The following is a 21,327-nucleotide window of genomic DNA, read 5'->3' on the forward strand; positions in this document are numbered from 1 at the left end:
AATGGCACATCATGAAGGTCATGATACACTGTCAGAGCACGACCAAAGTCATCTCGACATTCATCACAAGATTGCTCATGAAAAGGAATTTAAGCAACAGATTGTTTCTTTTGCCATGATGATTTTCCTAACGATGATTGCATTTGTAGCTGTAGCAAGCGATGCAATCTCTGATGCTTTTACCGTTATTTTCATCATGATTCTTGCAGGTATTCAGCTGGTATTTCAACTTTATATGTTTATGCATTTGAGCCATAAGGGTCATCAGTATCCAGCATGGGGAATATTCTTCGGAGTATTCGTAGCTGGAACGTGTGTAGTTGCACTAATGGGCATGATCTGGTAACCAGAATGAAAGAGAAAGAAGCTGTTCACATTGAACAGCTTCTTTTTTTTGCATAATAAAAAGCGCAGCAGAGTGCGCTTTATTATTAAAGTTTAAAATTAAATTTAATTAGTCCAGCTTCTCGTGCTGAATTGAATGCAATTAGAAGAATCGGTCCGATAATGAAGCCCATAATGCCAAGTAGCTTTAAGCCGATGTACATCGAAATGAGCGTAGACAGTGGAGAGAGTCCAATATGACGGCCCATTACTTTAGGTTCTACTGTTCGTCGAATAACAAGTAAAACGACGGCGAGGATCGCCATTTGGCTTCCCGTTGCAATGTCACCTGTGATCAAGTAATAAATGGCCCATGGTCCAAGAATAACAATCGAACCAATAATTGGAATGAAATCAATCACCCATATAATGAAGGCCATTAAAAGAGCCACTTTTGGTGTAATCAGTAAAAGGCCAATTAAACTAACGACAAAAATGATGATGCTGACAAGAAATTGCGCTTTAAAAAACCCAAAAATCACGTAAGATAAACGACTCGTCATAAATTGAACTTTCTCAGCCGTTTGGACAGATAAATAAGAATAAGATTTTTTCTTAAGTCTTGGTAAGTCCATTAAAAACAAGAAAAGTGCAATTAAGTAGACGACAATACTGACTAAATAATTTGGAATGCCTGTAACAATGATGGTAATGATTTTTAAGTAATCAATGCTGCTGATCGTATCCTTCGTGTTTTCAAGGAATCGATCAACTTGATTGGTAAATTCCTGAACGAATTCAGGTGGGAAACTTTTTGATACAGCTTCCATGTTTGATTCCATGTTATCCCACAACTGAGTAATGTTCTGTATGTACAGTGGGGAATTTTCGACTAACGCTATTCCTTCGGTAATCACCTTGGTTATAAGAAAGTAACCTAATAACGCAATGAGGATTACAAATAAAGTGAACACAATAATAACTGGAAAATACCGCTTCAGTTTCGTATTCTTTTGAATCAGTTTAACAGCTGGATCAAGGGCAAGGGCGCTGAGAAACGCGAGAATAAGAGGAATGGAGACGGGTAAGATCCAGAAAGCAAGCACTGCTAAAAGCGCAATGACCAATAATATTAGTAAGAATCGTTTTGTGAGGAACTTTGGCAATCTTGTTCTCCTTTCTAAGTCAAACCATCTTAATCTATTATAGTACGGACTTACACGCTTTACCAGTAGAGAGAAATGAATTATTTGACGAATAATTCATTTTCAGCTGTTCATATAATAGTAGGAGAGAAGGGCTAGAGGGGGGAAAACATCATGAGAAAACCACTTCAACAAGGAAGTCTGACCATCTCAGAAAACGTGATCGATTTCATTTTAGAAGTTGCGATAAAAGAGACAGAGGGGATCCACTCGATTGACGCGCCAGTTAAAAAAACGCTGAGGAAGATGGTTGGGAAAGGAAAGCGATCATCTTTCCAGTATGAAAACATGCAGGAAGATGGAGGATTAGTGTTAAAGGTAGAGGTAGCTATTGATTTTGGAGAAGTTATTCCATATACATGCTTCGTTCTCCAAGAACGAATTAAGAATGATGTTGAAAAAATGACTGGGTTACAGGTAGATGAAGTGAACGTTGTTGTTGCAAGCTTACACCTACAAGTGGATGATGAGCAGGTTTAAAGAAAACTCCCTCCTTAGCAATGGAGGGAGTTTCTTAGTATGCTTATTTGGAAATGAACATTTGCGTCCAGTAGTGGCCATATGAACCGCCAGAGATGTAACCTACACCAATTTCAGTATATCCGGGGTTCAAGATGTTTTTTCGGTGACCTTCACTATTCATCCATGCCTTCACAACTTCTTCAGGAGTAGCTTGCCCTGCAGCGATATTTTCACCGGCACTTCGATAGCTAACTCCGAAACTTTCAAGCATGTTAAATGGCGAGCCGTATGTCGGTGATTGATGTGAAAAATAATTTTTGTTTCTCATATCCGAAGACTTATATCTTGCAACTCTGGCAACTTGCCAATTCCATGTTAACGGAGATAGGCCATTTTTTGCCCGTTCTTCATTTGTTAAGTCCATGACTTGTTGACCGACATCTTTTGATTTTTCGATGGATGGATTAGCGGTTGGTACGTTGACTTGATCACCTGGATAAATAAGATCTGGATTTTCAAAGTGCGGATTGGCGCTAATAATTTCTGTAAGACCGATTCGATAGCGCTTCGAGATTTTCCATAACGTATCTCCAGGTTTCACCGTATATGTAGTTTGACCAAGTGCCACATCTGGAACGGCTACCATCGTTACGAGAAGACATAATAGCAGTAATAGCTTTTTCATTTGATCATCCCCTTTCCATCGTAGTTTGACCAGAAGCGAAAATAATCATTCCGAATAATTTAATCATTTATTTCATTTTTGATTGGACAGGATAATAGGAGGCGTATTAAAGGTTATTCAACCAAGTAAACATTGCAACTACACTGCTCGTTATACTATTATTAAAGAGTGACCGTGTTGTGAATTACAAAGGAGGCAAATGAATTATGAAATTTGATAAGACTGGTCTTGAATCTACGATCGTTCAATTTCCGATTCTCGATCACATCATGCATGAAAACGGTTTAGTTCTTGCTGGGCAATGGGATTATGAACGCGTTACATATGATTATAAGTTTGAGGATATGACAAACGGTGATGTTTACTATCTTCGAGTACCCGGCGTTGCAGTCGAAGGTATGGTTGAATCCTCTTATGCTGTCATTAAATTAGGCAAGCCTTATGTTGGAAAGCATTACTACCCACATGGCGTAGAGTATGATGAAGAGTTCCCAGAAACAATTCTTAACACATGCTATAAGAAACTCGAAATTCTTCGTGATCAATTAGGTTCAGCTCTTCAAAGAAGCATGGTTTCAGTAGGGGATATAGCACAATATGTTACACCAACTAAACCATCTGATAGTGTTGCTGAAGCAGCTGCTATTATGAAGAAGGAAAACGTGACGATCGTGCCTGTGTGTGATGGAGAAAACTTGGTAGGTATCGTAACGGATCGTGCAATTGCGGTTGGTGGTTTTGCCGATAATCAAGCAGGAATGACGAAAGTGGAAGAGCTTTTAGAAAAGCCATCAATCACACTTTCTCCAGATATGAAACCTGAGCAAGCAGCAGACTTAATGAATGAGTCGCGCTTAACAGAAGCTATTGTCGTAGACGGAGAGCGTTTTGTAGGAATCGTTTCCTATTTCCATTTAAAAGAAAAAATGAACGCATAAAAAAGAAGAGCCTGGTGCTCTTCTTTTTTTGTCATGATTAAGAGAAACGAACGATCGCCTTTAAGCATGAGTGTAGTCAGGGCAGTACCAGTCTAATCGTTGCAGTTTCTATAATGGATAAGGCATAATAGATACAACGAAATGGAGGCGACTGTCCTATGAAAAATGTCCTTCGGTTCGCTTTGCTAATTGTTGTGATCGTCATTGGAATAGACGTTTACGACAAAATCGAGTGGCGTAACATCGGCACAGAAGTTGAACGAATCATTAACGAAGAGAAATTCGTGTTGGAAAACACGACAGAAGGTGTGAAGCAGGAAGAGTCAATAGCGAAAGATGAACCACTACCTGAGCTAACAGGCGTAGAGAAATGGGTAGGCCAAGAAGTTGATATAATGAAATCGAATTTGGGTGAACCTGATCGAATTGACCCTAGTTCTTACGGATATGACTGGTGGATATATGAACAGTCTAACTCAGCTTATTTACAAATTGGTGTAGAAGAAAATCGAGTTGTCACGGTCTTTTTTATGGGAGATGTGGATGCTGGAGAGAGATACCCAATGGGAGAACAAGCTTCTACTATTTTCGAGGATGAAGCACCTCAAAAGGAAATTTCCGTGAAATTTGATGCTTATGACTATCGTTTTCAATTAACAAAAGAAGAACAGCAGCTAAAACCGTTAGTGGCGATTCACGAAGGATTATTTGCCCAATATTATTTTGATAAATTTAATGGAAGCTTGCGGGCGGTTAGAATTGCAGAGCCCGGTGTTCTCGTTAAACAAAGACCATATGCCGTTTCTTATCGCGGTGAATTGCTAGAGCCCAAAGAGTTATCAGAAGAAGAATGGCAGGGCGTCCAGACGGCGATGGAAAAGCAAATACATGCAATGACAAATGTCCTTCGTAACCTTTCAGATAAAAAACCACTTGGTTATAACGATGAAGTTGCCAATGTGGCGTTTGGTCACAGCAAAGATATGGAAGAGAATAATTATTTTTCACATACTTCTCCATCTGAAGGAGAGCTTTCCGATCGTTTAAAGGAAGGAGACGTGCTTTATAGTTATGCAGGAGAAAACATCGCAGCCAGATATCCTGATGCAGGAGCTGCGATGATTGGTTGGTTGAACAGTAAAGGACATCGCGAAGCGCTTCTTAATGAAGAATTTACTGAAATTGGTGTTGGGGTTTTCCGCTACTATTATACTCAGAATTTTATTAAACCTTTCTAGGAATAACGATAAAATTACCGGTGGCAGTGGCAACGATCGTGCCATCATCGCGGTAGACGTTCGCTTTTATGACCCATCTCGTATGGCTTTTAAAAATGATATGTGAGCGGCATCTTAATTCATTACCATCGCCTTTAGATAGGAAGTGGATGTTCATCTCAGATGTCACTGCTGCCTGATCAGAAGGAAGTGATTGGTGAACAAGAGAGCCCATTGCAATATCAATTAAGGATGCCGTGATGCCCCCATGAACCATATGAAGAGGATTATGCACAAGGTCTCGAACGGGTATGATGCTTTCGTATGTATTTTCATCGAGAAGCTTGCTCTTAATTCCCATTAAACCAGCTAAATACGTCTTATACTCATTTCTTTGTTTCTTTAGCACGCCTTCTAATAATGAATAGAGAGAGTTTTTTTCATTTTCATCTGCCTCAGCTAGGATTTCTGAAAAAAATTCAAGTAGTTGCTGGTCTTTCATATAACCACCATTCCTTTTGACAAGTTATTGTTTCTATTAGTTTATCAATAATGGTCGTATTCACCAATAAATAGGCGCACAATTGTTAAAAGTCTAATTATGATGTAGTAAGACCATTTAGGTTTCATGGAAGTGGAGGTGGCGAATTTGCCTGAAGCAAAGGAAAAGGGAAGTCAAAAAGTTCAGGAATTTAAAACGTTCGTCAAAGCTCATCCTCATGTACTAAAAAAAGTGAAGCAGAAGGAAAAAACGCTTCAAGAGTTGTTTGAGGAGTGGATGCTTTTTGGTGAAGAGGATCCAAGCTGGTATGAAGAAAATCAAGAAGATCAAGAAGATGGAGAAGCAACTAATGAAAAAGGGATAGGTAGCATGCTTGGGGCGATTAAACAAATGAATTTTGAAGAGGTGCAAAAAGGGATTGAGCAATTCAGCGGTGCCGTATATTCAATTCAAGAGGTTTTGTCCCAATTTCGTAAACCAAAGTCACAGCCTCCTTACTCGCAATCCCATTCTCCTTTTCCGTTTCGACATGACTAGGAGGAGATGCAATGCGTGAGGAAGTACAGGAGTTTTTAGCCAATCGTCAGGATCTTGTTTTTTTTCTAAGGAATCAGCCTGTTTGGTATCGCCGATTAAGTAGAGAACCATATGCGTTGAAAGAGTTTGAAGAAGCCTCAAAAACATTCTACGGTCAGACGTTTCCGCAAAAAGTTGACCGTTTTCAGAACCAATTAAACATGGTGAATATGATGCTTGCTTTAATGACCCAATTAAAAAATTAGGGTCTTTTTTTATTATTCTTTTCACTCGTGGGCACACTTAGGAAAGAAGGGGTGTGGATGCATATGGTTGTTAAGCGTTTAGGAAGGCATCTGATGGTGATTGCTTTAATGATTAGCTGTTGTGTACCAGTTGTTGGTTTCAGTCAAGCACTGCAAGAAAATGTCTCAGCTAAAGAGAACACAGAGCCAGTTGTATTGAATCACCGTGTGAAAGGGTCAGACGTTTTTATTGAGTGTTTGATTCCAAATTTTTCATTTGACGATGGAAATACGACAAAAGAGTATCATGGATACTTAGACGTCTATCTTGATGGTGAAAAGTATCAAACGGTTGACCGAGCTGCGTTTGTCATACGTAACTTACCTGAAGGAAAGCATTCGATTCGTCTTGATATTATGCGGGAAGACGGTGGGCGGTATTTATCGTTAAAAGAAATGAAAGTGGAAATAAAATAAGCCTCTATTAGGAGGCTTATGGTTAAGATATTTGCTTAAATGGCGTTGTTGGCGGGACGATAGGTGGAAACTGCTCTTGTAAATAGTTGAATATTAATTTCTCAACTTCAATTCCCTGGTGGACAAGTGCTTGATTACCAAATAAACAGTTGAATTCCAAAAAGTAATACTTTCCATTAGAACAAACAACATCAAAACCGGCATGATTAATCCCAAGCGCTTTTGCGGTCTGATCAACTAACTGGAGCGCTTCTTCAGGAATATCATGGAAAGAAAGTTTGCCTCCTTGTGCGACGTTATTTAGAAATGATTCGCCTCCAACACGCCAATAGGCCGATACAACAGAATTCCCAACATAAACCACGCGAAGATCTTTCTCAATTGGCAAATATTCTTGCACATAGAGAACTTCATTGTGCTCTGCATATGCATGGAACTCTTCCTCTGTGCGAATCAAAAAGACACCATTTCCCATTGAGCTTCTAACTTCTTTTGCTACAAAAGGGAAAGGGAACGTATTTAGAATGCGTTCAATTGCCTCGTTAGAACGTCCTGCAATTTCGGTATAAGGCATAAGATCTGGAGCAAGGGACCAAAAAGCTCTTGTCATTTCGACTTTATCGAAGCCAAGTTGAATCGATTGGATCGAAGGGAAAATCTTTTTATTTAATCCATAAACAAGAGAATTCACCTGCCATTTTTCTGGAAATAGCAGCACATCTGCTTCTCTAATTGCATGAATATCTTTAAACATATGATCGGGTTTAAGATAAGATACGCCTGACATACCAAGAGTTCGAAACGGGTTGAACGTAATAAGTTTCACAGTTTTCTTTGTCTTCCTTTCTTAGATGAAAACACATAAATCTAGAAAATTATAGATCCGATTACATAAAAAGTCAATAACCAAATCGTGGATATTCACTTAACTACTATAGTAGAGGACTGGTCAGGGGGTTCCTAAAAGTGGTAAGATAAGGGTGGAGGTGTAGGTATGATTGCTACTCTAGATAGTGTTATGATTTTAGATCAGGCTGAAGAGCTTGGATTTTTGATAAAAGATTCAGAAGTAGCTCATGAATATCATGAGGCTAGGAAGCAGTTATCAAAAGATCGGGAGGCGCAGCGTTTAATTAAACGCTTTACGGAAATGAAAGAACTTTATGATGAGGTTCAGCGTTTCGGGCGTTATCATCCTGATTTTATGACGATTACTGTAAAAGTACGTGAAGCGAAGCGAGATATGGACCTTCACGAAGCGGTAGCGGCATTTAAGAAAGCGGAGACAGAACTTGAAGGTCTTCTTGTAGAGGTTTGTTCTCTATTAGCTGGTGAAGTTTCTCCTTCTATTAAAGTTCCTTCCGGAAATCCTTTCTTTGATAACCAATCGTGTGGTGGAGGCTGCGGCTCAGGCGGCAGCTGCGGTTGTGGATAACCAGAGCATTTGCTCTGGTTTTTCAATTTCGAAACCGAATGCAGTCGGGACAGAGGTTCCCGCAACAAAACATCTTTTCTTGGGGTACTAAAAATCGCACGCGATAAACAAGTAGCTGCTCTTCTTCACGCACGAAGGAATATTCCATCCTTAATTGCTTTCCTCGCATGCTTTTAGCAGCTTCCAATTTAATTAACATCTCAATCTCAGCTTTTCGAATATTCGAATTTACTGTAAGATAGAGAAAGGGAATACCGGTTATGGTTTGTTTTGAAACGGTGTTCACATAAGTTGATTCGGCCAGTCGATTTAGAAATGGATTCCATATTTCATTAAGATTCATTTTAGAGCATCCTTTCTTAAAGACGGTCTCCTAATATCGTAACTGAATCATCATCAAATGACCACTCCGTTTAAGAGGGGAGTGGAGTTCATAAGTAAAGGGGAAACGCGTCATGTTTGTAGAACGGGTTGGCCTAGCAGTCTATATTCAGTCACTAAAGCATGCCAAACAGCTAAGAAGGTTTGGAAATGTTCACTACGTTTCCTCAAAACAAAAATATGTCGTGATTTATATTAATCTCGATCAATTGGAAACAACGAAAGAGCGCCTGAACTCTCTCCATTTTGTTAAGAGAGTGGAGCCATCAAAGCGTCCAGAGGTGCAAACTGAATATCAAAACGCTAAGCCTGATAAAGCAAAACAATATGATTACAAAATGGGTCTCTAAAAAGCTAATCCTTTTAGGAGGCTTTTTTTTATGCCCTTTTTTAATAAACCAATCCTAAATGGTTGATTATTTCGGCAACCGAAGTATATAATGGTCGAATTAAAGGAAGTGACATGGTGGAGAATTGGAAACGAAATGTATGGATTTTGTTTGGTACTCAATTTTTAGTCCTAGGTGCTATGACGATGATCATGCCATTTCTCCCTTTATACGTGCAAGAACTCGGTGTAGAAGGGGAAAGTCAAATTAGCCTCTGGTCAGGCGTCATTTTCGGAGCGAATTTTTTAACAGCATTTTTATTTTCACCATTCTGGGGACGTATGGCAGATCGACATGGACGAAAGCTAATGCTTCTTCGTTCTGGCTTCGGTATGGCAATTGTTATTATTTTAACCGGATTTGCCACAGGTCCCTGGTCTTTACTTGGATTACGTTTGCTTAATGGGGTTGTTTCAGGGTTTATTCCTGCTGCAATTGCACTTGTTGCAACGAATACACCAAAAGAGCACGTTGGGTACGCGCTCGGTACGCTAAATTCAGGAGCGGTTGCAGGTGCTATTTGTGGTCCTTTATTTGGAGGATTAATGGCAGAAACGTTTGGCTTTCGAATGATCTTTAATATTACTGGTATTGTTATTTTACTTGCAGCATTTGTTGTATTATTTCTAGTGAAAGAAGAGAAAAAACCAGAACCCTCAGCCAAAAATGAGAAAAGCAACGCGATAAAAGATTTCAAAAAAGTAACGGTGCATTCTCCGATGCTATCTTTAATGCTTGTAGGTTTTCTTGTACAGTTTGCGCTCCTTGGTATGAATCCACTCATTCCTCTTTTTGTACAGCAGCTTACAGCAGGCGGAAATGTGGCTTTATTTGCTGGTATAGCCGCTTCTGTCATGGGAGTAGCCAATATGCTAGCTTCACCTAAACTTGGAAAAGTTGGAGATCGTAAAGGCTCTCACCACGTTCTCTATTACTCGTTAATAGGGGCTGCGATCTTTTCTATCCCTCAGGCGTTTGTTCAAGAACTTTGGCAATTAATTGCTCTCCGCTTTTTATTAGGGTTATGTATTGGAGGATTGCTTCCTTCAGTCAATTCGTTAGTTAAAACGTTATCGCCTGCTGGCATGGAAAGTAGAACGTATAGCTTCTCGAATAGCGCGGTATATTTAGGAAACTTACTTGGACCTATAACGGGGGGAGCCATTGTCGCGTTAGTTGGGACAAGAGGTCTGTTTTTATTTGCAGGGATCATTTTGTTGATCAGCGTAGCGTATGTAAAAAGAAAAGTTCTCCCAATCCTTGATCGGAAACGCACAGTTTATGAAGCAAAAGAAATTCCATCCTAAAAGCAGGAGCCAATGGCTCCTGCTTTTGTTTATTCTATGAAATTACTGAAGCGGAGGAATTAAGTTATTTAAGCGAAGTATCCCAATAATATAATTGAAATAAAGATCTACTTCGTTAAACTCACTTGAAGGCTTTACTTCAATCGGGATGATTGGCGTATCAATCTCATTGCTTAATGCTTCAAATAGTTCCTGGCGCTTTACAGAAGGCTCTTTTGCAGGAATCCCTTCTCTAGATATGTAAAGAGGCTGTAGGTTTCCTTCTCCAGCAGGTTTTAAGACGACTACTGGTGATAAAACCTCCCTGTTGTTCTTAATCGTTTTAAGTACGAGTAAACGGTGAACGCGATGTGAATTCGTTCTTGCAAGTTCAACTAATTCATATATATCAGAATAGCCTTCACCAAGCTCGATAAAGCGTTGAATCATGTTGTCATTCTCCTTTCCTTTAAATCAGAAATCCAATCATAATGTAGCATGAATTCTTTATGATGGAAAGGATGAAGCGTTTGCATTAGAATGAAAGAAAGGAGGTTCTTCTATGGGCTCGATTCTGCTTCTGGTTGGTTTAGTAGGTGGGTTGCTTTATCTATACTGGAAAGGAAGACATGCTAAAGAGGAAACCGTCGATAAAAAGTTGATTCAGGGATTGATTATCACAGACATTCTTGCTGCACTTGTGTTGCATGGTGTCATAACAGCAGCGGAGGCTGAAATGCTTTCAGAGCAATCTCTATCAGAGGTAGAAGATTATTTGTTTAATCATACGAGTATTACAGAAGGATCATTTAGCGACTGGGTTCATCACGGTTGGCATGGTGTGCAGGTTGATGCACTCGACATTGATCCTGGCTAAAGTAAGAAACCTCTTTTGTTCTGTTTCGATAAAAAAACCCGCAGGATTTCCTGCGGGTGCCTTAAGCTATGAAGCTAAGGCAAATGGGAGAGGAGAAACCGGAGGAAGAACTTATGGGGAAACGTAAGTCTTCTTCCGCGGTTGGCAACATCGTTATGAACGATGCTACTACGTTTAGTATCACCATCCCAAAAACGTTTATACATGGATTTTAGCTTTCCCTTTTTTTGTGGTAGGATAAGTAGGAATATGGAAACGATAAGGTTGTGAGAGAGATGCGTATAATTGCAGGAGAATGTAAAGGAAGGCAAATTAAGCCTGTTCCTGGAACTTCTACAAGACCAACAACAGATAAAGTAAGAGAATCAATTTATAATATCATCGGCCCATTTTTTGAAGGTGGTTTCGCTCTTGATTTGTATGGAGGTAGTGGAGCACTAGGCATAGAAGCTTTAAGTCGAGGTATTGAAAAATGTGTGTTTGTGGATCGAGAAAGTAAGGCGATTGAAACAATTAAATCGAATTTGGAGCAAACGAATTTTACAGAATCTGCTGAAGTTTTTCGGAATAATTCAAAGCGTGCGCTAAAAGCTCTTCAAAAACGAGAGGTTAAATTTTCCCTTGTTTTATTAGACCCTCCATATCACAAAGAGCAAATCTTGCACGACCTTGAAAAGCTTACGGCTTATCATTTGCTAGAAGATCAAGCAACGATTGTCGTTGAGCACAAAAAAGAAGTGACGCTTCCAGAATCTTATGCGGGATTGCGAATGATTCGTGAAGAAACGTATAGCGGGAAAACAACAATATCCATTTATACATATGAACAGTTGCGTGTTGAGGAGGAGAATTAGTCATGGCAAAAATTGCAGTATGCCCAGGTAGTTTTGATCCAGTAACTTTTGGTCACCTGGATATTATTAAACGAGGTGCAAGAGTGTTTGATGATATTAAAGTTGTTGTGCTTAATAATCAGAGTAAATCCACGTTATTCTCAGTAGAAGAGCGTGTAGCTTTGTTAAAAGAAGCAACGAAAGACATTCCGAATGTTACCGTTGATTCTCATCACGGCCTATTAATTGAGTATGCTAAAAAAGTTGAGGCGTCAACGATCTTACGCGGATTGCGTGCGGTATCTGATTTTGAATATGAAATGAAAATTGCTTCAATTAACCGAAAACTAGAAGATGAGATTGAAACTTTCTTTATGATGACCAACAATCAATACTCCTTTTTAAGTTCAAGTATTGTAAAAGAAATTGCGAAATACCATGCACCTGTCTCAGATCTAGTACCTGAGATCGTTGAAAGTGCTCTCAGACAAAAGTATGCAGAATCCCCGTTAAGTTAACGGGGGTCTTTTTTCTACTTAGATATTCGTTGATTCCCAGCACGGTAAGTAACAAGGATGATAAATGTAAGTAATGAAAAAAGGGTGATCCAGGGTCCTGTTTGCGTAAGAAAAGAATAGACGCTTTCAATAAACGATGGGGCATCTTCTCGATTTAAAACAGGAAGAGAGACATTACCTGAAGATAAATAATCCAAATAAATAGGTTTCCAAATGACAAGTGTAAGAAAAGCTGCGAAAAAGCCATGAAGTAATCTCGCGAAAAAAAATGGCTTGAACCGAATGTCGGTATCTGCCAAAATACTTGCTACCTGTGCCTGAACGGAAAATCCATTAAAAGCCAGAATGAAGCTTGTAACGATCGCTTGAGCAAGAAGTGTTGTAGAGCTTTCACTTGCTAGTCTGCTTCCTAACGTAATTTCAAACATTCCAGAAAGTAATGGGATATCGAGCTCAGGTGATAGCTGTAACAGTAGCAAGATGGAACGAATTACTCCTGCAAGTATAGCAGCGATTCCAATCACACCGAGTAGCTCATTTAAAACAGAAAACAGAATGATGAAGCCACCAACCATTAATAGTGTTTTAATCGAAGAATGAACAGCATCTCCCATCATTTTTCCAAATGGCCGTGGATCTATAAGTCGTGTTTGATGGAGAGCGGTAAAAGCAAGTCCGATCCGCGACTCAGATGAGCGAATCATTTCAGTAGGTTGAGCGTCTTCAGGGTGATGAAAACGCATCACGAACCCAACTAAAATATTACCTGTGTAGTGGGCGATCGCTAAAATAACGCCAAGGGCAGGATTATGGAAAAAACCAACTGCAACAGCGGCGAAAATAAAAAGCGGGTTTGAGCAGTTCGTAAACGAAACAAGACGTTCTCCTTCAATAGCAGTGATGTCATTATTTTGACGAAGATGAGCGGTATACTTCGCCCCTGCAGGGAAGCCTGACGCGATGCCCATTGCAAATACAAAAGCACCTGAACCCGGTACACGAAAAAGGGGTCTCATCAAAGGTTCTAGTATAATGCCAATAAATCGAACAACGCCGATGCCGATTAGGAGTTCAGAGATAATAAAAAAGGGTAATAAAGATGGGAAGACTATATTCCACCACATGGATAAACCGCTTTTGGATGCCTCTAGTGTATGATCAGGAAATAAAATAACGGCGAGAGCAACGAACGTCACGGACGTTGCAAGCATTATCGTTTTCATTACTTGAACGTTCACAGTTCCATTCCTCCCACTTCTCAAATCATGAGCAGTTAACGAAAAAAGATTCTCTAACCTGTCCGATTATTAAAATATACGTATGTGAGGCACAATTAGACCATATGATTAAGCAGGTATAGACAGGGAGGCGTTCTCAGGTGAACCGTCCAAAGATCGGATTAGCTCTCGGTTCTGGTGGAGCAAGAGGATTCGCTCATTTAGGTGTGCTTAAAGTATTACTTCAAGAAAAAATCCCGATAGATTGCATTGCAGGAAGTAGCATGGGATCACTCGTCGGTGCGATTTATGGATCTGGACATGACGTCGAAACGATGGAGAAAATGGCATCGCTTTTCCGCAGAAAGTATTATTTAGATTTTACCGTCCCTAAGATGGGGTTTATTGCAGGGAATAAAGTGAGAAGTTTAATTGAAACGTTGACTCATGGAAAACAGATAGAAGACATGGATCCTCCGCTTGCGATTGTTGCAACAGACATTATTAAAGGAGAAAAGGTTGTTTTTCGAACCGGGTCTGTAGCGCAAGCGGTAAGAGCAAGTATTGCGATACCAGGGATATTAGTTCCAGAAAAGATTGGAGAACGCCTCTTAGTAGATGGGGGTGTCATTGATCGCGTCCCAGTTTCTGTTGCAAGAGAAATGGGCGCAGATCTTGTCATTGCTGTTGACGTATCCAACGTAAAGAAAGAACCTGATGTGACATCCATTATAGACGTCATTATGCAAAGTATTGATATTATGCAAAATGAAATGGTGAGGCTGCATGAAATTAATGCAGATGTCATGATAAAACCAGGGTTGGAATCTTTTCAATCAAGAGCTTTTACAAACGTAGTGGATATCATTAAAATCGGAGAGGAAGAAGCCTATCGCCACCTTGAACAAATTCATCGGGCGGTGAAGGTGTGGAAGGAGAAAAACAAATGAATCGAAGCACCAAGAAATTCACCTATGTTTGGGCAATTATTATTGTATTGGTGGCGGCCTTTACATTTATTGACCTCCCCTATTATGTGACAACACCGGGAGAAGCGAGAGTATTAGATGAAGTAATCAACGTTGATGGTGGTTCACAAGATGGTGGAGAATTTATGCTGACGACTGTTCGAGTAGGAGAAGCCAACATTATTCAATATATCTGGGCCCAATTTAACGAATATCATGAGTTAATTGAAGAAGATTTGATTAAACGTGAAGGTGAGTCGGATGAAGAGTACCATCAAAGACAGCTAGATGTTATGGCAAACTCACAAACGAGTGCGACAATTGTAGCATACCAAGCAGCGAATAAGGACATTACCATTACAAAAAATGGTGTTCTCGTAACCGGAATCATTGAAGGAATGCCGGCAGATGGGAAGTTAGAACTAGGAGATTTAATTGTCGAGGTTGATGGAAAGAAAGTGGAAGAAACCGAACAGCTTCTTGAGCAACTTGGCTCTTATGAAAAGTCAGACACGGTTAACTTAACCATTAAAAGAGAAGATAAGGAAATGAAGGTGGAGCTTGGTTTTTCAGAATTCCCTGCAGCTTATAATGCCGAAGACGATAAAGTAGGGGTTGGGATTACAGGTCCTGTGACAGCAACGACGATTGAAACAGATCCTTCCATTAAAATCAATACCGACGAAATTGGTGGACCATCAGCAGGGTTAATGTTTTCACTTGAAATTTATAACCAATTAACAGAAGAGGATTGGACAAAAGGGTATGAAATTGCTGGAACAGGTACAATCAACGACGAAGGTGAGGTTGGACCGATCGGTGGAATAAAACAGAAGATCGTGGCTGCTGATGGATCAGGGGCAGAAATTTTCTTTGCACCGGTTGCTCACTCCAATTATGATGATGCCTTAGAAGCAGGAAAAGATATTGATACCGATATGAAGATTGTCCCTGTGGAAACTTTTGAAGATGCTCGTGAGTACTTAAAACAATTGAAAGAAAAGTAAAAGCATACTTAATGCAAAAAAGCCTGGCTTACTGCCAGGCTTTTTTTAGATCATTAAAGGAACCGATTTATATTCTTTTTTAAGAAAGTCTTCTTGATGCTGACCACTGTAGCCGAGTGCATAAACTAGGCTTGCTCGTCTTTCAATTGTGAGAAATGGGTGGTCTGATTGATTGATATTCGAAACGAGAGGAATAGAAAGTGCCCCTTTTTTCTCACTAAGAAACGTTCGACCTGGTTTTGTCATCCCAAGAATACGGAGATATGGTGCTTTCCCATCTAGTGCTGGCTTCATGTCCTCCTTAGTCGTTTGCGTGAGGACGTGAAGAGCGAACCGTTGAATTCTTGTCCACGTGTATCGTTTGGTTTTGACAAACTCCATAAATGATTGAAAACTTGGGGCTTTCTTCGCCATTGTAATAAGACGGTTCTCAAGTCCTTCCTCCGCTTCATAGATGAAAGAAAGGTCCTTATTGTTCGTCGTAAGTAGTTTATAACGCAACAGGTGATAAAGCTTGTGCCACCCGTGGAAGTCGCTGTATGTATGCTCATAGTCGAAGAGCTTCTCGTAAGTTGGATGTGGCACGTAATTGATGATGTGATCAAGGGTACTACCTTTTAATAGCTTGCTTCGAATACTTGTTGCGCTTGCAATTTCCACATCGTCAAAGTCTTGATCATGGTAACCTGCTTTTGTTCGTAAAATTGTAAAGGGCTCTAGATGAGAATTAAGATCTTGAATCGCTTTAACATAGTGGTAACCCAGTATGTTATTTGGTTGAGAGAGATCAAGTACGTTTGCGTGTCCATCAAGACTCTCGAAAGCAAGCGATGACGCTTTTGGATAGCTATTTCCCTGGCCCATGTAATATTTAATTCGTTCGTTATATTCTGGTTCATTGTGATGGATAAATGTTGTTGTCTTTTGGAACTCTTCTATTGCACCTGATTCACTCCCAAAACAGACGGCATCCACTCCGAGGGAAGATAGGAGTGAAATTGCTCCTTTTGCAAAGATTTCCGCTTTTTGGGTAGCATAAACGTAGGGGAGTTCAATCACAAGATCAACGCCATTTCTTAGAGCCATCTCTGTCCTTGTCCATTTATCAACGAGAGCTGGCTCCCCCCTTTGTAGAAATGAACCGCTCATAACGGCAATCACCACATCAGCATTAGTCGCTTTTTTCGTTTCTTCTAGATGATAAAGATGCCCGTTATGAAAAGGGTTGTACTCCACAACAACTCCAGCAGCTTTCATACAGTCGCTCCTCTCAATCCAAATCTAATTGGACGTTCATTTTTATTAGTTGAATTAAAGGTTTTTTCTCTGGTATGATAAACATTATACCAAGATTACCAATGAAACAACTGGTGTAAAGAAAAAATATTGACATTTGCTTAATTTGTAGCTATAATACTTTTGTTGCCTTGAGGTGATACACAGATGAAATGGTCAATTGAACAATTGAAGTCCTATAAATTAAAAGGCCTTACAATTGACGAAGAAGTGAATGTAGAGGAACTGAAGGAACGTAATCCAGATATACGTGAGATTACGCCAGTTCATGTTACTGGTGAAACATCGTTTCATGGTAATAAAGTTACCTTTCATCTTACAGTGAAAGGCAAAATGGTTCTACCATGTGCCAATACACTTGAAGATGTTGATTTTCCGTTCGTACTTCGCCCAATGGAGACATTTGTGCTTGAAGCAAACACAAATGGCGTTGATTTTGAGGTAGAAGATGAAGAAATTCATCAAGTTTCGGGAAATACGGTTGACTTAGTTCCGTATATTAAGGAAAATATACTTTTGGAGATTCCGATTCGCGTTGTGAAGTATAGCTCTGAATCGGAAGAAATGCCAAAAAAATCGGGTAATGGTTGGGAAGTAATTACGAAGGAACAACCGAAAGAAAAGGTAGATCCTCGTATGGCCGGTTTAGCTGATTTTTTCAATAAGGAAAATGAAGATAACTAGATCAAAATTTCCGTAAGACTGTTAACTTTTTAAGGAGGTGGAAACAATGGCAGTACCAGCTAGAAGAACTTCTAAAACGCGTAAAAACAAGCGTCGTACTCATTATAAATTAGAAGTACCAGGAATGGTAAAGTGCCCTAATTGCGGCGAATACAAACTTTCTCACCGTGTTTGTAAAGAGTGTGGAAATTACAAAGGTGAAAACGTAGTAAGCAAGTAATCTTGCGAAACAGAGAGAGAAATCTCTCTGTTTTTTTACGTGTTGAATTATTTGACTTTTCTAAAAAAGGAGAGTGCGAAATGACAAGTGTGATCGTTGAATATCGTAATGGAGCGGCAATCGTGACGATTGATCGACCAGAACAACGAAATGCGATTAATGACGGGGTGATGGATGGAATAATGCACGCGATTGAAAAAGCTGAAGCAAACGAAAGCGTAAGCTATATTGTGATCACAGGTAGCGGAGAGGAAGTTTTTTGTAGCGGTGGGGATTTAAAGGCATTTCAAGGGCTTAAAACAGCTGAACAGGCTTACCCTATGCTTCGAAAAATGGGTGATGTTCTTGATCGCTTGTTTTTCTGTAAGAAACCCACCGTTGCGCTTTTGAATGGTCATGCAGTTGGGGGCGGGTTGGAGCTTGCGATGGCATGCGATTATCGGATTGCTAGAAAGAACACGAAGGTAGGGTTTATACAGGGATCGATCGGGTTAACAACTGGCTGGGGCGGATCTACATATGCTTTAACGAGAATGAATCATGCTGAAGCTTTGAGGATGCTTATGAGCGCTGATCGCTATTCGAGTGAAGAAGCTTTTTTAAGCGGTTGCCTTACATATATTACGAATGATCTTCCATGGGAAGAGGATGCTTATCGCTACATAGAAAATCTTCTGAAACGGTCTCCACTAATTCTTTCTACTTATAAAACCTACTGGCTCAATAGCCTTGATCCCCATCTCATCCGTCATCGAGTTGAAGAAGAAATTAGAAGCTGTGCTCGCTTATGGGACACAGAGGAGCATCATCAAGCCGTTAAGGCATTTTTAAACAAGAATTCGTAAATTTGTATAGTATAAATCGGTTTCATTCTAGGTTGTTTTGGAATAAAAAAAGGTCTATCCCTCTCTCTAGGATTAAAAAAATAGATTCTTTCATAAATACAAGAGTCTACTATATCTAGTAAACGCATATGATGACTGTAAAACAGTTATTGGGGGGATTGTGATTGGTACCGATTCGCCAGGATGCTTGGTCGAAAGATGAAGATGTATTATTAGCTGAGGTTGTCCTACGTCACATTAGAGAATCAAGTACACAACTCGCTGCATTTGAAGAAGTAGGTATGACGCTCTCTCGAACTCCAGCAGCTTGTGGGTTTCGATGGAATTCACTTATTCGTAAACAGTATGAGGCAGCGATCACGTTAGCTAAGAAGCAGCGCAAGGAACAGAAAAAAAACCAAGTGGAAGTGAAAGTAGATTCAGCAGAAGAAGATCGAAGCATCGATTTAATCGATGAAGCCATTAGCCTGTTGATAACATCGAAAACTTATCTCACTGAAACAAGTAAAAGTGAAGCATCACTACAGGAGGCGCTGGCTGAAAACCTTCAGCTTAAGCAAAATCTTCATCAGTTAGAAAAAGAGTACCTGACAGTTCAGGAAGATTATCAATCATTACTAGAAATTATGGAGAAAGCAAGGAAAATGGTGATCTTTCAAGAGGACGATTCAGGAAGTTTACGGTTTCAAATGGATGCGAACGGCAACTTAGAAAAAATAAAGAAATAGGAGCGTGTCAGCTCCTATTTCTTCGTTACTCCTGTTCGCTTACGCCTTCAGGATACCATACATAAGGATTTTCTCCACGATCGCGTTCGGGCTGATAGGTGACTGCTTCAAAGCCCATTTTCTCCCAGAATCCACCTGACCCTTGTCTTGCGTTCGTTTTCACCGGCAAATTAAAGGTTTTTGCGAAATTCACAAGTGTGGAACCATAATCACGATTATGATATTGCGGAAGTACTTCAAGTTTCCAGAGCTCAAGGTAATCCTGCGGTGGATCAAAATAGCGATCGTATTTGCCATCGATACGATACAAGCTCATTCTAGCAACAAGCTTATCTCCATAGTAAATACCATAGAATGGAGATTCGCTATCATTCTCAATGATGTTATCTTGCAGGTCTTCCATCATTGAAAGTTCTTGAATACCAAATTCTTTAAACTTCTTAAACTCCTCAAGAGTTTTGTAATTGATTACAAGTGGACGAACTGTCAGATCTCCCATAGTGGCCCCCTCCAAACATGCTTCTTATTCTCTTAGGTGATTAGAAGTGAAACAACTTCTACCTTTCTATTATAACCGAAAACACAAAACTTTTCCTTATTTCAAAAAACAAAGTATAAAAGGAATAATTTGAATATTTATTGAAACGTGAAGGTCATTTAATGATATGATAAATGTAAGGGTTTTCATACCTGTTAATTCATTATTGTGGTGAGAGGGGCGATACTTTGAAAAAAATCCTAATTGCAAATCGTGGGGAAATTGCGGAACGAATTATAAGAACATGCAGCAAACTTGGTCTTGAGACGGTTGCTGTTTATTCGAGTGCAGATAAGGATCTTCCATATGTTAAGCAAGCAACAGTCGCATATGAGATTGGTGACCCGCCTGCAGCAAAGTCATACCTAAATCAGGAGGAAATTCTGAGGGTAGCCAGAGAAGAGAACGTGGACGCGATTCATCCCGGCTACGGATTTTTATCTGAAAATGCTGCATTTGTAAGGAAAATCAATGAACAGGGAATAACGTTTATTGGACCTAGCGCAGAAGTTGTGGAAGCGATGGGCGATAAGATTACAGCGAGAAAGACGATGCAGGAAGCTGGTGTACCGGTTGTACCAGGTAGCGGTGAAATCGTGGATGTAGCGGAGGCTGTTGCATTTGCGAATGAAATCAACTACCCCATTATGTTAAAAGCCGCTGCGGGTGGTGGTGGCATTGGTATGCAGCGTTGTGAAAATGATCAAGAGCTAGAAAAAGCTTTCGTATCGAGCCAAAACCGTGCAAAGGCTTATTTTGGGAACGGAGCGATGTTTGTAGAGAAATTCATTGACGATGCGCGACACATTGAAGTGCAAATTGTAGGAGACAATCATGGAAACATTGTTCACATGTATGAGCGAGATTGCTCGATTCAAAGACGAAATCAGAAGGTGCTAGAGGAAGCGCCATCACCATTTTTGTCTAAAAGCACCCGTATCCAAATAGGAGAAGCTGCTCTGCTAGCTGCTAAGCATGTCCAATATACGAATGCTGGGACAGTTGAATTTGTCATGGACAAGGATGAGAATTTTTATTTTCTAGAGATGAACACTAGATTGCAAGTGGAGCACCCCATTACAGAAGAAACCATTGGTATCGATTTAGTGGAATGGCAAATCAACGTTGCAGAAGGAAAAGCGCTCCCTCTGAAACAAGAAGACATCCAACCTACAGGTCACAGTATTGAGCTTAGACTATATGCAGAAGACCCAACTTCCTTTATGCCTTCACCTGGAAAGATTGAAACGCTCCATTTTCCTAAGATGGATGGAGTCCGGATTGATTCAGGTTATGAAAGCGGCTCAACCGTTTCCCCATTCTATGATCCGATGATTGCGAAAATCATTGTATCAGGATCAAGTCGCGAAGAAGCGATTAAACGATGTACAGATTTCTTTACTTCATTTTCGCTGACGGGGATCAAGCATAATGGACCACTTTTTGCCCAATTACTTAAAGAAGAGAATTTTCAACAGGGGAAATATTCAACGTCTTATCTATCAAAAATTCTTGTCAAAAAATAATACTAATG

Annotated in this window: 29 protein-coding genes; 20 read left to right on the forward strand and 9 right to left on the reverse strand. The window is 39.9% G+C overall.

Features of this window, described 5'->3' with window-relative positions; genetic code table 11:
• The first annotated feature begins 1 nt into the window (after nucleotide 1).
• The gene (locus PQ578_RS13070) at nucleotides 2-346 is read left to right on the forward strand and encodes a cytochrome C oxidase subunit IV family protein (protein ID WP_159782267.1); all 345 of its coding nucleotides are present in this window, start codon (nucleotides 2-4) and stop codon (nucleotides 344-346) included.
• An 85-nt stretch (nucleotides 347-431) separates the two neighbouring features.
• Here the strand turns inward: PQ578_RS13070 and ytvI are convergent, their stop codons facing one another.
• The gene (ytvI, locus tag PQ578_RS13075; RefSeq protein WP_098443261.1) at nucleotides 432-1,490 is read right to left on the reverse strand and encodes a sporulation integral membrane protein YtvI; all 1,059 of its coding nucleotides are present in this window, start codon (nucleotides 1,488-1,490) and stop codon (nucleotides 432-434) included.
• A 153-nt stretch (nucleotides 1,491-1,643) separates the two neighbouring features.
• Between ytvI and PQ578_RS13080 the strand changes: the two genes are divergently transcribed.
• Entirely contained in the window at nucleotides 1,644-2,009 is a 366-nt protein-coding gene (locus tag PQ578_RS13080; protein WP_273834752.1) for an Asp23/Gls24 family envelope stress response protein, read from the forward strand.
• A gap of 43 nt (nucleotides 2,010-2,052) precedes the next feature.
• Here the strand turns inward: PQ578_RS13080 and safA are convergent, their stop codons facing one another.
• Complete coding sequence (safA, locus tag PQ578_RS13085) at nucleotides 2,053-2,676, reverse strand: SafA/ExsA family spore coat assembly protein (protein ID WP_273834753.1); 624 nt, start codon at nucleotides 2,674-2,676, stop codon at nucleotides 2,053-2,055.
• 206 nt (nucleotides 2,677-2,882) lie between these two features.
• Here safA and PQ578_RS22430 point away from each other — a divergent pair, with 206 nt between their 5' ends.
• Together PQ578_RS22430 and PQ578_RS13100 are read left to right on the forward strand one after the other, a co-directional pair.
• Nucleotides 2,883-3,614: a YugN family protein gene (locus tag PQ578_RS22430; protein WP_337958019.1), complete on the forward strand. Its 732-nt coding sequence runs from the start codon at nucleotides 2,883-2,885 to the stop codon at nucleotides 3,612-3,614.
• Between the two features lie 158 nt (nucleotides 3,615-3,772).
• Nucleotides 3,773-4,852 carry a CAP domain-containing protein gene (locus PQ578_RS13100; RefSeq protein WP_273834754.1) on the forward strand — a complete coding sequence of 360 codons (1,080 nt, stop codon included), beginning with the start codon at nucleotides 3,773-3,775 and terminating at the stop codon, nucleotides 4,850-4,852.
• Here the strand turns inward: PQ578_RS13100 and PQ578_RS13105 are convergent.
• Nucleotides 4,839-5,333 carry a PaaI family thioesterase gene (locus PQ578_RS13105; RefSeq protein WP_273834755.1) on the reverse strand — a complete coding sequence of 165 codons (495 nt, stop codon included), beginning with the start codon at nucleotides 5,331-5,333 and terminating at the stop codon, nucleotides 4,839-4,841. The genes PQ578_RS13100 and PQ578_RS13105 overlap by 14 nt on opposite strands.
• A 147-nt stretch (nucleotides 5,334-5,480) precedes the next feature.
• Between PQ578_RS13105 and ylbD the strand changes: the two genes are divergently transcribed.
• From ylbD to PQ578_RS13120, 3 genes are all read left to right on the forward strand, one after another.
• A complete protein-coding gene (gene ylbD, locus PQ578_RS13110) occupies nucleotides 5,481-5,870 on the forward strand; it encodes a spore coat protein YlbD (RefSeq protein ID WP_273834756.1) in 390 nt (129 codons plus the stop codon).
• A gap of 11 nt (nucleotides 5,871-5,881) precedes the next feature.
• Complete coding sequence (locus PQ578_RS13115) at nucleotides 5,882-6,115, forward strand: YlbE-like family protein (protein ID WP_098443268.1); 234 nt, start codon at nucleotides 5,882-5,884, stop codon at nucleotides 6,113-6,115.
• A gap of 63 nt (nucleotides 6,116-6,178) precedes the next feature.
• Nucleotides 6,179-6,571 carry a hypothetical protein gene (locus PQ578_RS13120; RefSeq protein WP_273834757.1) on the forward strand — a complete coding sequence of 131 codons (393 nt, stop codon included), beginning with the start codon at nucleotides 6,179-6,181 and terminating at the stop codon, nucleotides 6,569-6,571.
• Between the two features lie 22 nt (nucleotides 6,572-6,593).
• On the opposite strand, the gene PQ578_RS13125 is transcribed toward PQ578_RS13120, so the two are convergent.
• Entirely contained in the window at nucleotides 6,594-7,397 is an 804-nt protein-coding gene (locus PQ578_RS13125; protein WP_273834758.1) for an ATP-grasp domain-containing protein, read from the reverse strand.
• 168 nt (nucleotides 7,398-7,565) lie between these two features.
• On the opposite strand from PQ578_RS13125, the gene PQ578_RS13130 reads away from it, so the two are divergent.
• Nucleotides 7,566-8,006 (forward strand): YlbF/YmcA family competence regulator, encoded by a 441-nt coding sequence (locus PQ578_RS13130; RefSeq protein ID WP_098443271.1) that lies wholly within the window; start codon nucleotides 7,566-7,568, stop codon nucleotides 8,004-8,006.
• A gap of 22 nt (nucleotides 8,007-8,028) precedes the next feature.
• On the opposite strand, the gene PQ578_RS13135 is transcribed toward PQ578_RS13130, so the two are convergent.
• Entirely contained in the window at nucleotides 8,029-8,349 is a 321-nt protein-coding gene (locus tag PQ578_RS13135; RefSeq protein WP_098443272.1) for a class I SAM-dependent methyltransferase, read from the reverse strand.
• A 112-nt stretch (nucleotides 8,350-8,461) separates the two neighbouring features.
• On the opposite strand from PQ578_RS13135, the gene PQ578_RS13140 reads away from it, so the two are divergent.
• Both PQ578_RS13140 and PQ578_RS13145 read left to right on the forward strand, forming a co-directional pair.
• Complete coding sequence (locus tag PQ578_RS13140) at nucleotides 8,462-8,737, forward strand: YlbG family protein (RefSeq protein ID WP_098443273.1); 276 nt, start codon at nucleotides 8,462-8,464, stop codon at nucleotides 8,735-8,737.
• Nucleotides 8,738-8,853: 116 nt separating this feature from the next.
• Nucleotides 8,854-10,083, forward strand: a complete 1,230-nt coding sequence (locus PQ578_RS13145; RefSeq protein WP_273834759.1) for an MFS transporter — start codon at nucleotides 8,854-8,856, stop codon at nucleotides 10,081-10,083.
• Nucleotides 10,084-10,125: 42 nt separating this feature from the next.
• On the opposite strand, the gene PQ578_RS13150 is transcribed toward PQ578_RS13145, so the two are convergent.
• Complete coding sequence (locus PQ578_RS13150; RefSeq protein WP_273834760.1) at nucleotides 10,126-10,512, reverse strand: DUF7147 family protein; 387 nt, start codon at nucleotides 10,510-10,512, stop codon at nucleotides 10,126-10,128.
• Between the two features lie 112 nt (nucleotides 10,513-10,624).
• On the opposite strand from PQ578_RS13150, the gene PQ578_RS13155 reads away from it, so the two are divergent.
• The 3 genes from PQ578_RS13155 to coaD all read left to right on the forward strand — a co-directional run bounded on the left by PQ578_RS13155 (nucleotide 10,625) and on the right by coaD (nucleotide 12,290).
• The gene (locus PQ578_RS13155; RefSeq protein WP_273834761.1) at nucleotides 10,625-10,939 is read left to right on the forward strand and encodes a hypothetical protein; all 315 of its coding nucleotides are present in this window, start codon (nucleotides 10,625-10,627) and stop codon (nucleotides 10,937-10,939) included.
• A gap of 266 nt (nucleotides 10,940-11,205) precedes the next feature.
• Nucleotides 11,206-11,793, forward strand: coding sequence for a 16S rRNA (guanine(966)-N(2))-methyltransferase RsmD (gene rsmD, locus PQ578_RS13160; RefSeq protein ID WP_273834762.1), 588 nt, complete (start codon nucleotides 11,206-11,208; stop codon nucleotides 11,791-11,793).
• 2 nt (nucleotides 11,794-11,795) lie between these two features.
• Complete coding sequence (gene coaD, locus PQ578_RS13165) at nucleotides 11,796-12,290, forward strand: pantetheine-phosphate adenylyltransferase (RefSeq protein ID WP_098443278.1); 495 nt, start codon at nucleotides 11,796-11,798, stop codon at nucleotides 12,288-12,290.
• A gap of 14 nt (nucleotides 12,291-12,304) precedes the next feature.
• On the opposite strand, the gene ylbJ is transcribed toward coaD, so the two are convergent.
• Entirely contained in the window at nucleotides 12,305-13,528 is a 1,224-nt protein-coding gene (ylbJ, locus tag PQ578_RS13170) for a sporulation integral membrane protein YlbJ (RefSeq protein ID WP_273834763.1), read from the reverse strand.
• A 140-nt stretch (nucleotides 13,529-13,668) separates the two neighbouring features.
• Here ylbJ and PQ578_RS13175 point away from each other — a divergent pair, with 140 nt between their 5' ends.
• Both PQ578_RS13175 and PQ578_RS13180 read left to right on the forward strand, forming a co-directional pair.
• A complete protein-coding gene (locus tag PQ578_RS13175) occupies nucleotides 13,669-14,457 on the forward strand; it encodes a patatin-like phospholipase family protein (protein WP_165995246.1) in 789 nt (262 codons plus the stop codon).
• Entirely contained in the window at nucleotides 14,454-15,482 is a 1,029-nt protein-coding gene (locus PQ578_RS13180) for a SepM family pheromone-processing serine protease (RefSeq protein WP_273834764.1), read from the forward strand. Before PQ578_RS13175 ends, PQ578_RS13180 begins: the two co-directional genes overlap by 4 nt.
• Nucleotides 15,483-15,527: 45 nt before the next feature.
• Here PQ578_RS13180 and PQ578_RS13185 read toward each other — a convergent pair whose 3' ends face one another.
• Nucleotides 15,528-16,739: a nucleotidyltransferase gene (locus tag PQ578_RS13185; protein ID WP_273834765.1), complete on the reverse strand. Its 1,212-nt coding sequence runs from the start codon at nucleotides 16,737-16,739 to the stop codon at nucleotides 15,528-15,530.
• 186 nt (nucleotides 16,740-16,925) lie between these two features.
• On the opposite strand from PQ578_RS13185, the gene PQ578_RS13190 reads away from it, so the two are divergent.
• From PQ578_RS13190 to PQ578_RS13205, 4 genes are all read left to right on the forward strand, one after another.
• A complete protein-coding gene (locus tag PQ578_RS13190) occupies nucleotides 16,926-17,462 on the forward strand; it encodes a YceD family protein (RefSeq protein WP_160919243.1) in 537 nt (178 codons plus the stop codon).
• Nucleotides 17,463-17,508: 46 nt separating this feature from the next.
• Nucleotides 17,509-17,682, forward strand: a complete 174-nt coding sequence (rpmF, locus tag PQ578_RS13195; RefSeq protein WP_098443283.1) for a 50S ribosomal protein L32 — start codon at nucleotides 17,509-17,511, stop codon at nucleotides 17,680-17,682.
• An 80-nt stretch (nucleotides 17,683-17,762) separates the two neighbouring features.
• Nucleotides 17,763-18,527, forward strand: a complete 765-nt coding sequence (locus PQ578_RS13200) for an enoyl-CoA hydratase/isomerase family protein (RefSeq protein ID WP_273834766.1) — start codon at nucleotides 17,763-17,765, stop codon at nucleotides 18,525-18,527.
• A 164-nt stretch (nucleotides 18,528-18,691) separates the two neighbouring features.
• Nucleotides 18,692-19,255: an RsfA family transcriptional regulator gene (locus tag PQ578_RS13205; RefSeq protein ID WP_273834767.1), complete on the forward strand. Its 564-nt coding sequence runs from the start codon at nucleotides 18,692-18,694 to the stop codon at nucleotides 19,253-19,255.
• Nucleotides 19,256-19,280: 25 nt separating this feature from the next.
• Here PQ578_RS13205 and PQ578_RS13210 read toward each other — a convergent pair whose 3' ends face one another.
• Nucleotides 19,281-19,754: an N-acetyltransferase gene (locus PQ578_RS13210; protein WP_273834768.1), complete on the reverse strand. Its 474-nt coding sequence runs from the start codon at nucleotides 19,752-19,754 to the stop codon at nucleotides 19,281-19,283.
• A gap of 227 nt (nucleotides 19,755-19,981) precedes the next feature.
• On the opposite strand from PQ578_RS13210, the gene PQ578_RS13215 reads away from it, so the two are divergent.
• On the forward strand, nucleotides 19,982-21,319 hold the full coding sequence (locus PQ578_RS13215; protein ID WP_273834769.1) for an acetyl-CoA carboxylase biotin carboxylase subunit: 1,338 nt from the start codon (nucleotides 19,982-19,984) through the stop codon (nucleotides 21,317-21,319).
• Nucleotides 21,320-21,327 lie beyond the last annotated feature (8 nt).

It is taken from the genome of Guptibacillus sedimenti (genome assembly GCF_028610665.1).
Classification (GTDB): Bacteria; Bacillota; Bacilli; order Bacillales; family Guptibacillaceae; genus Guptibacillus; species Guptibacillus sedimenti.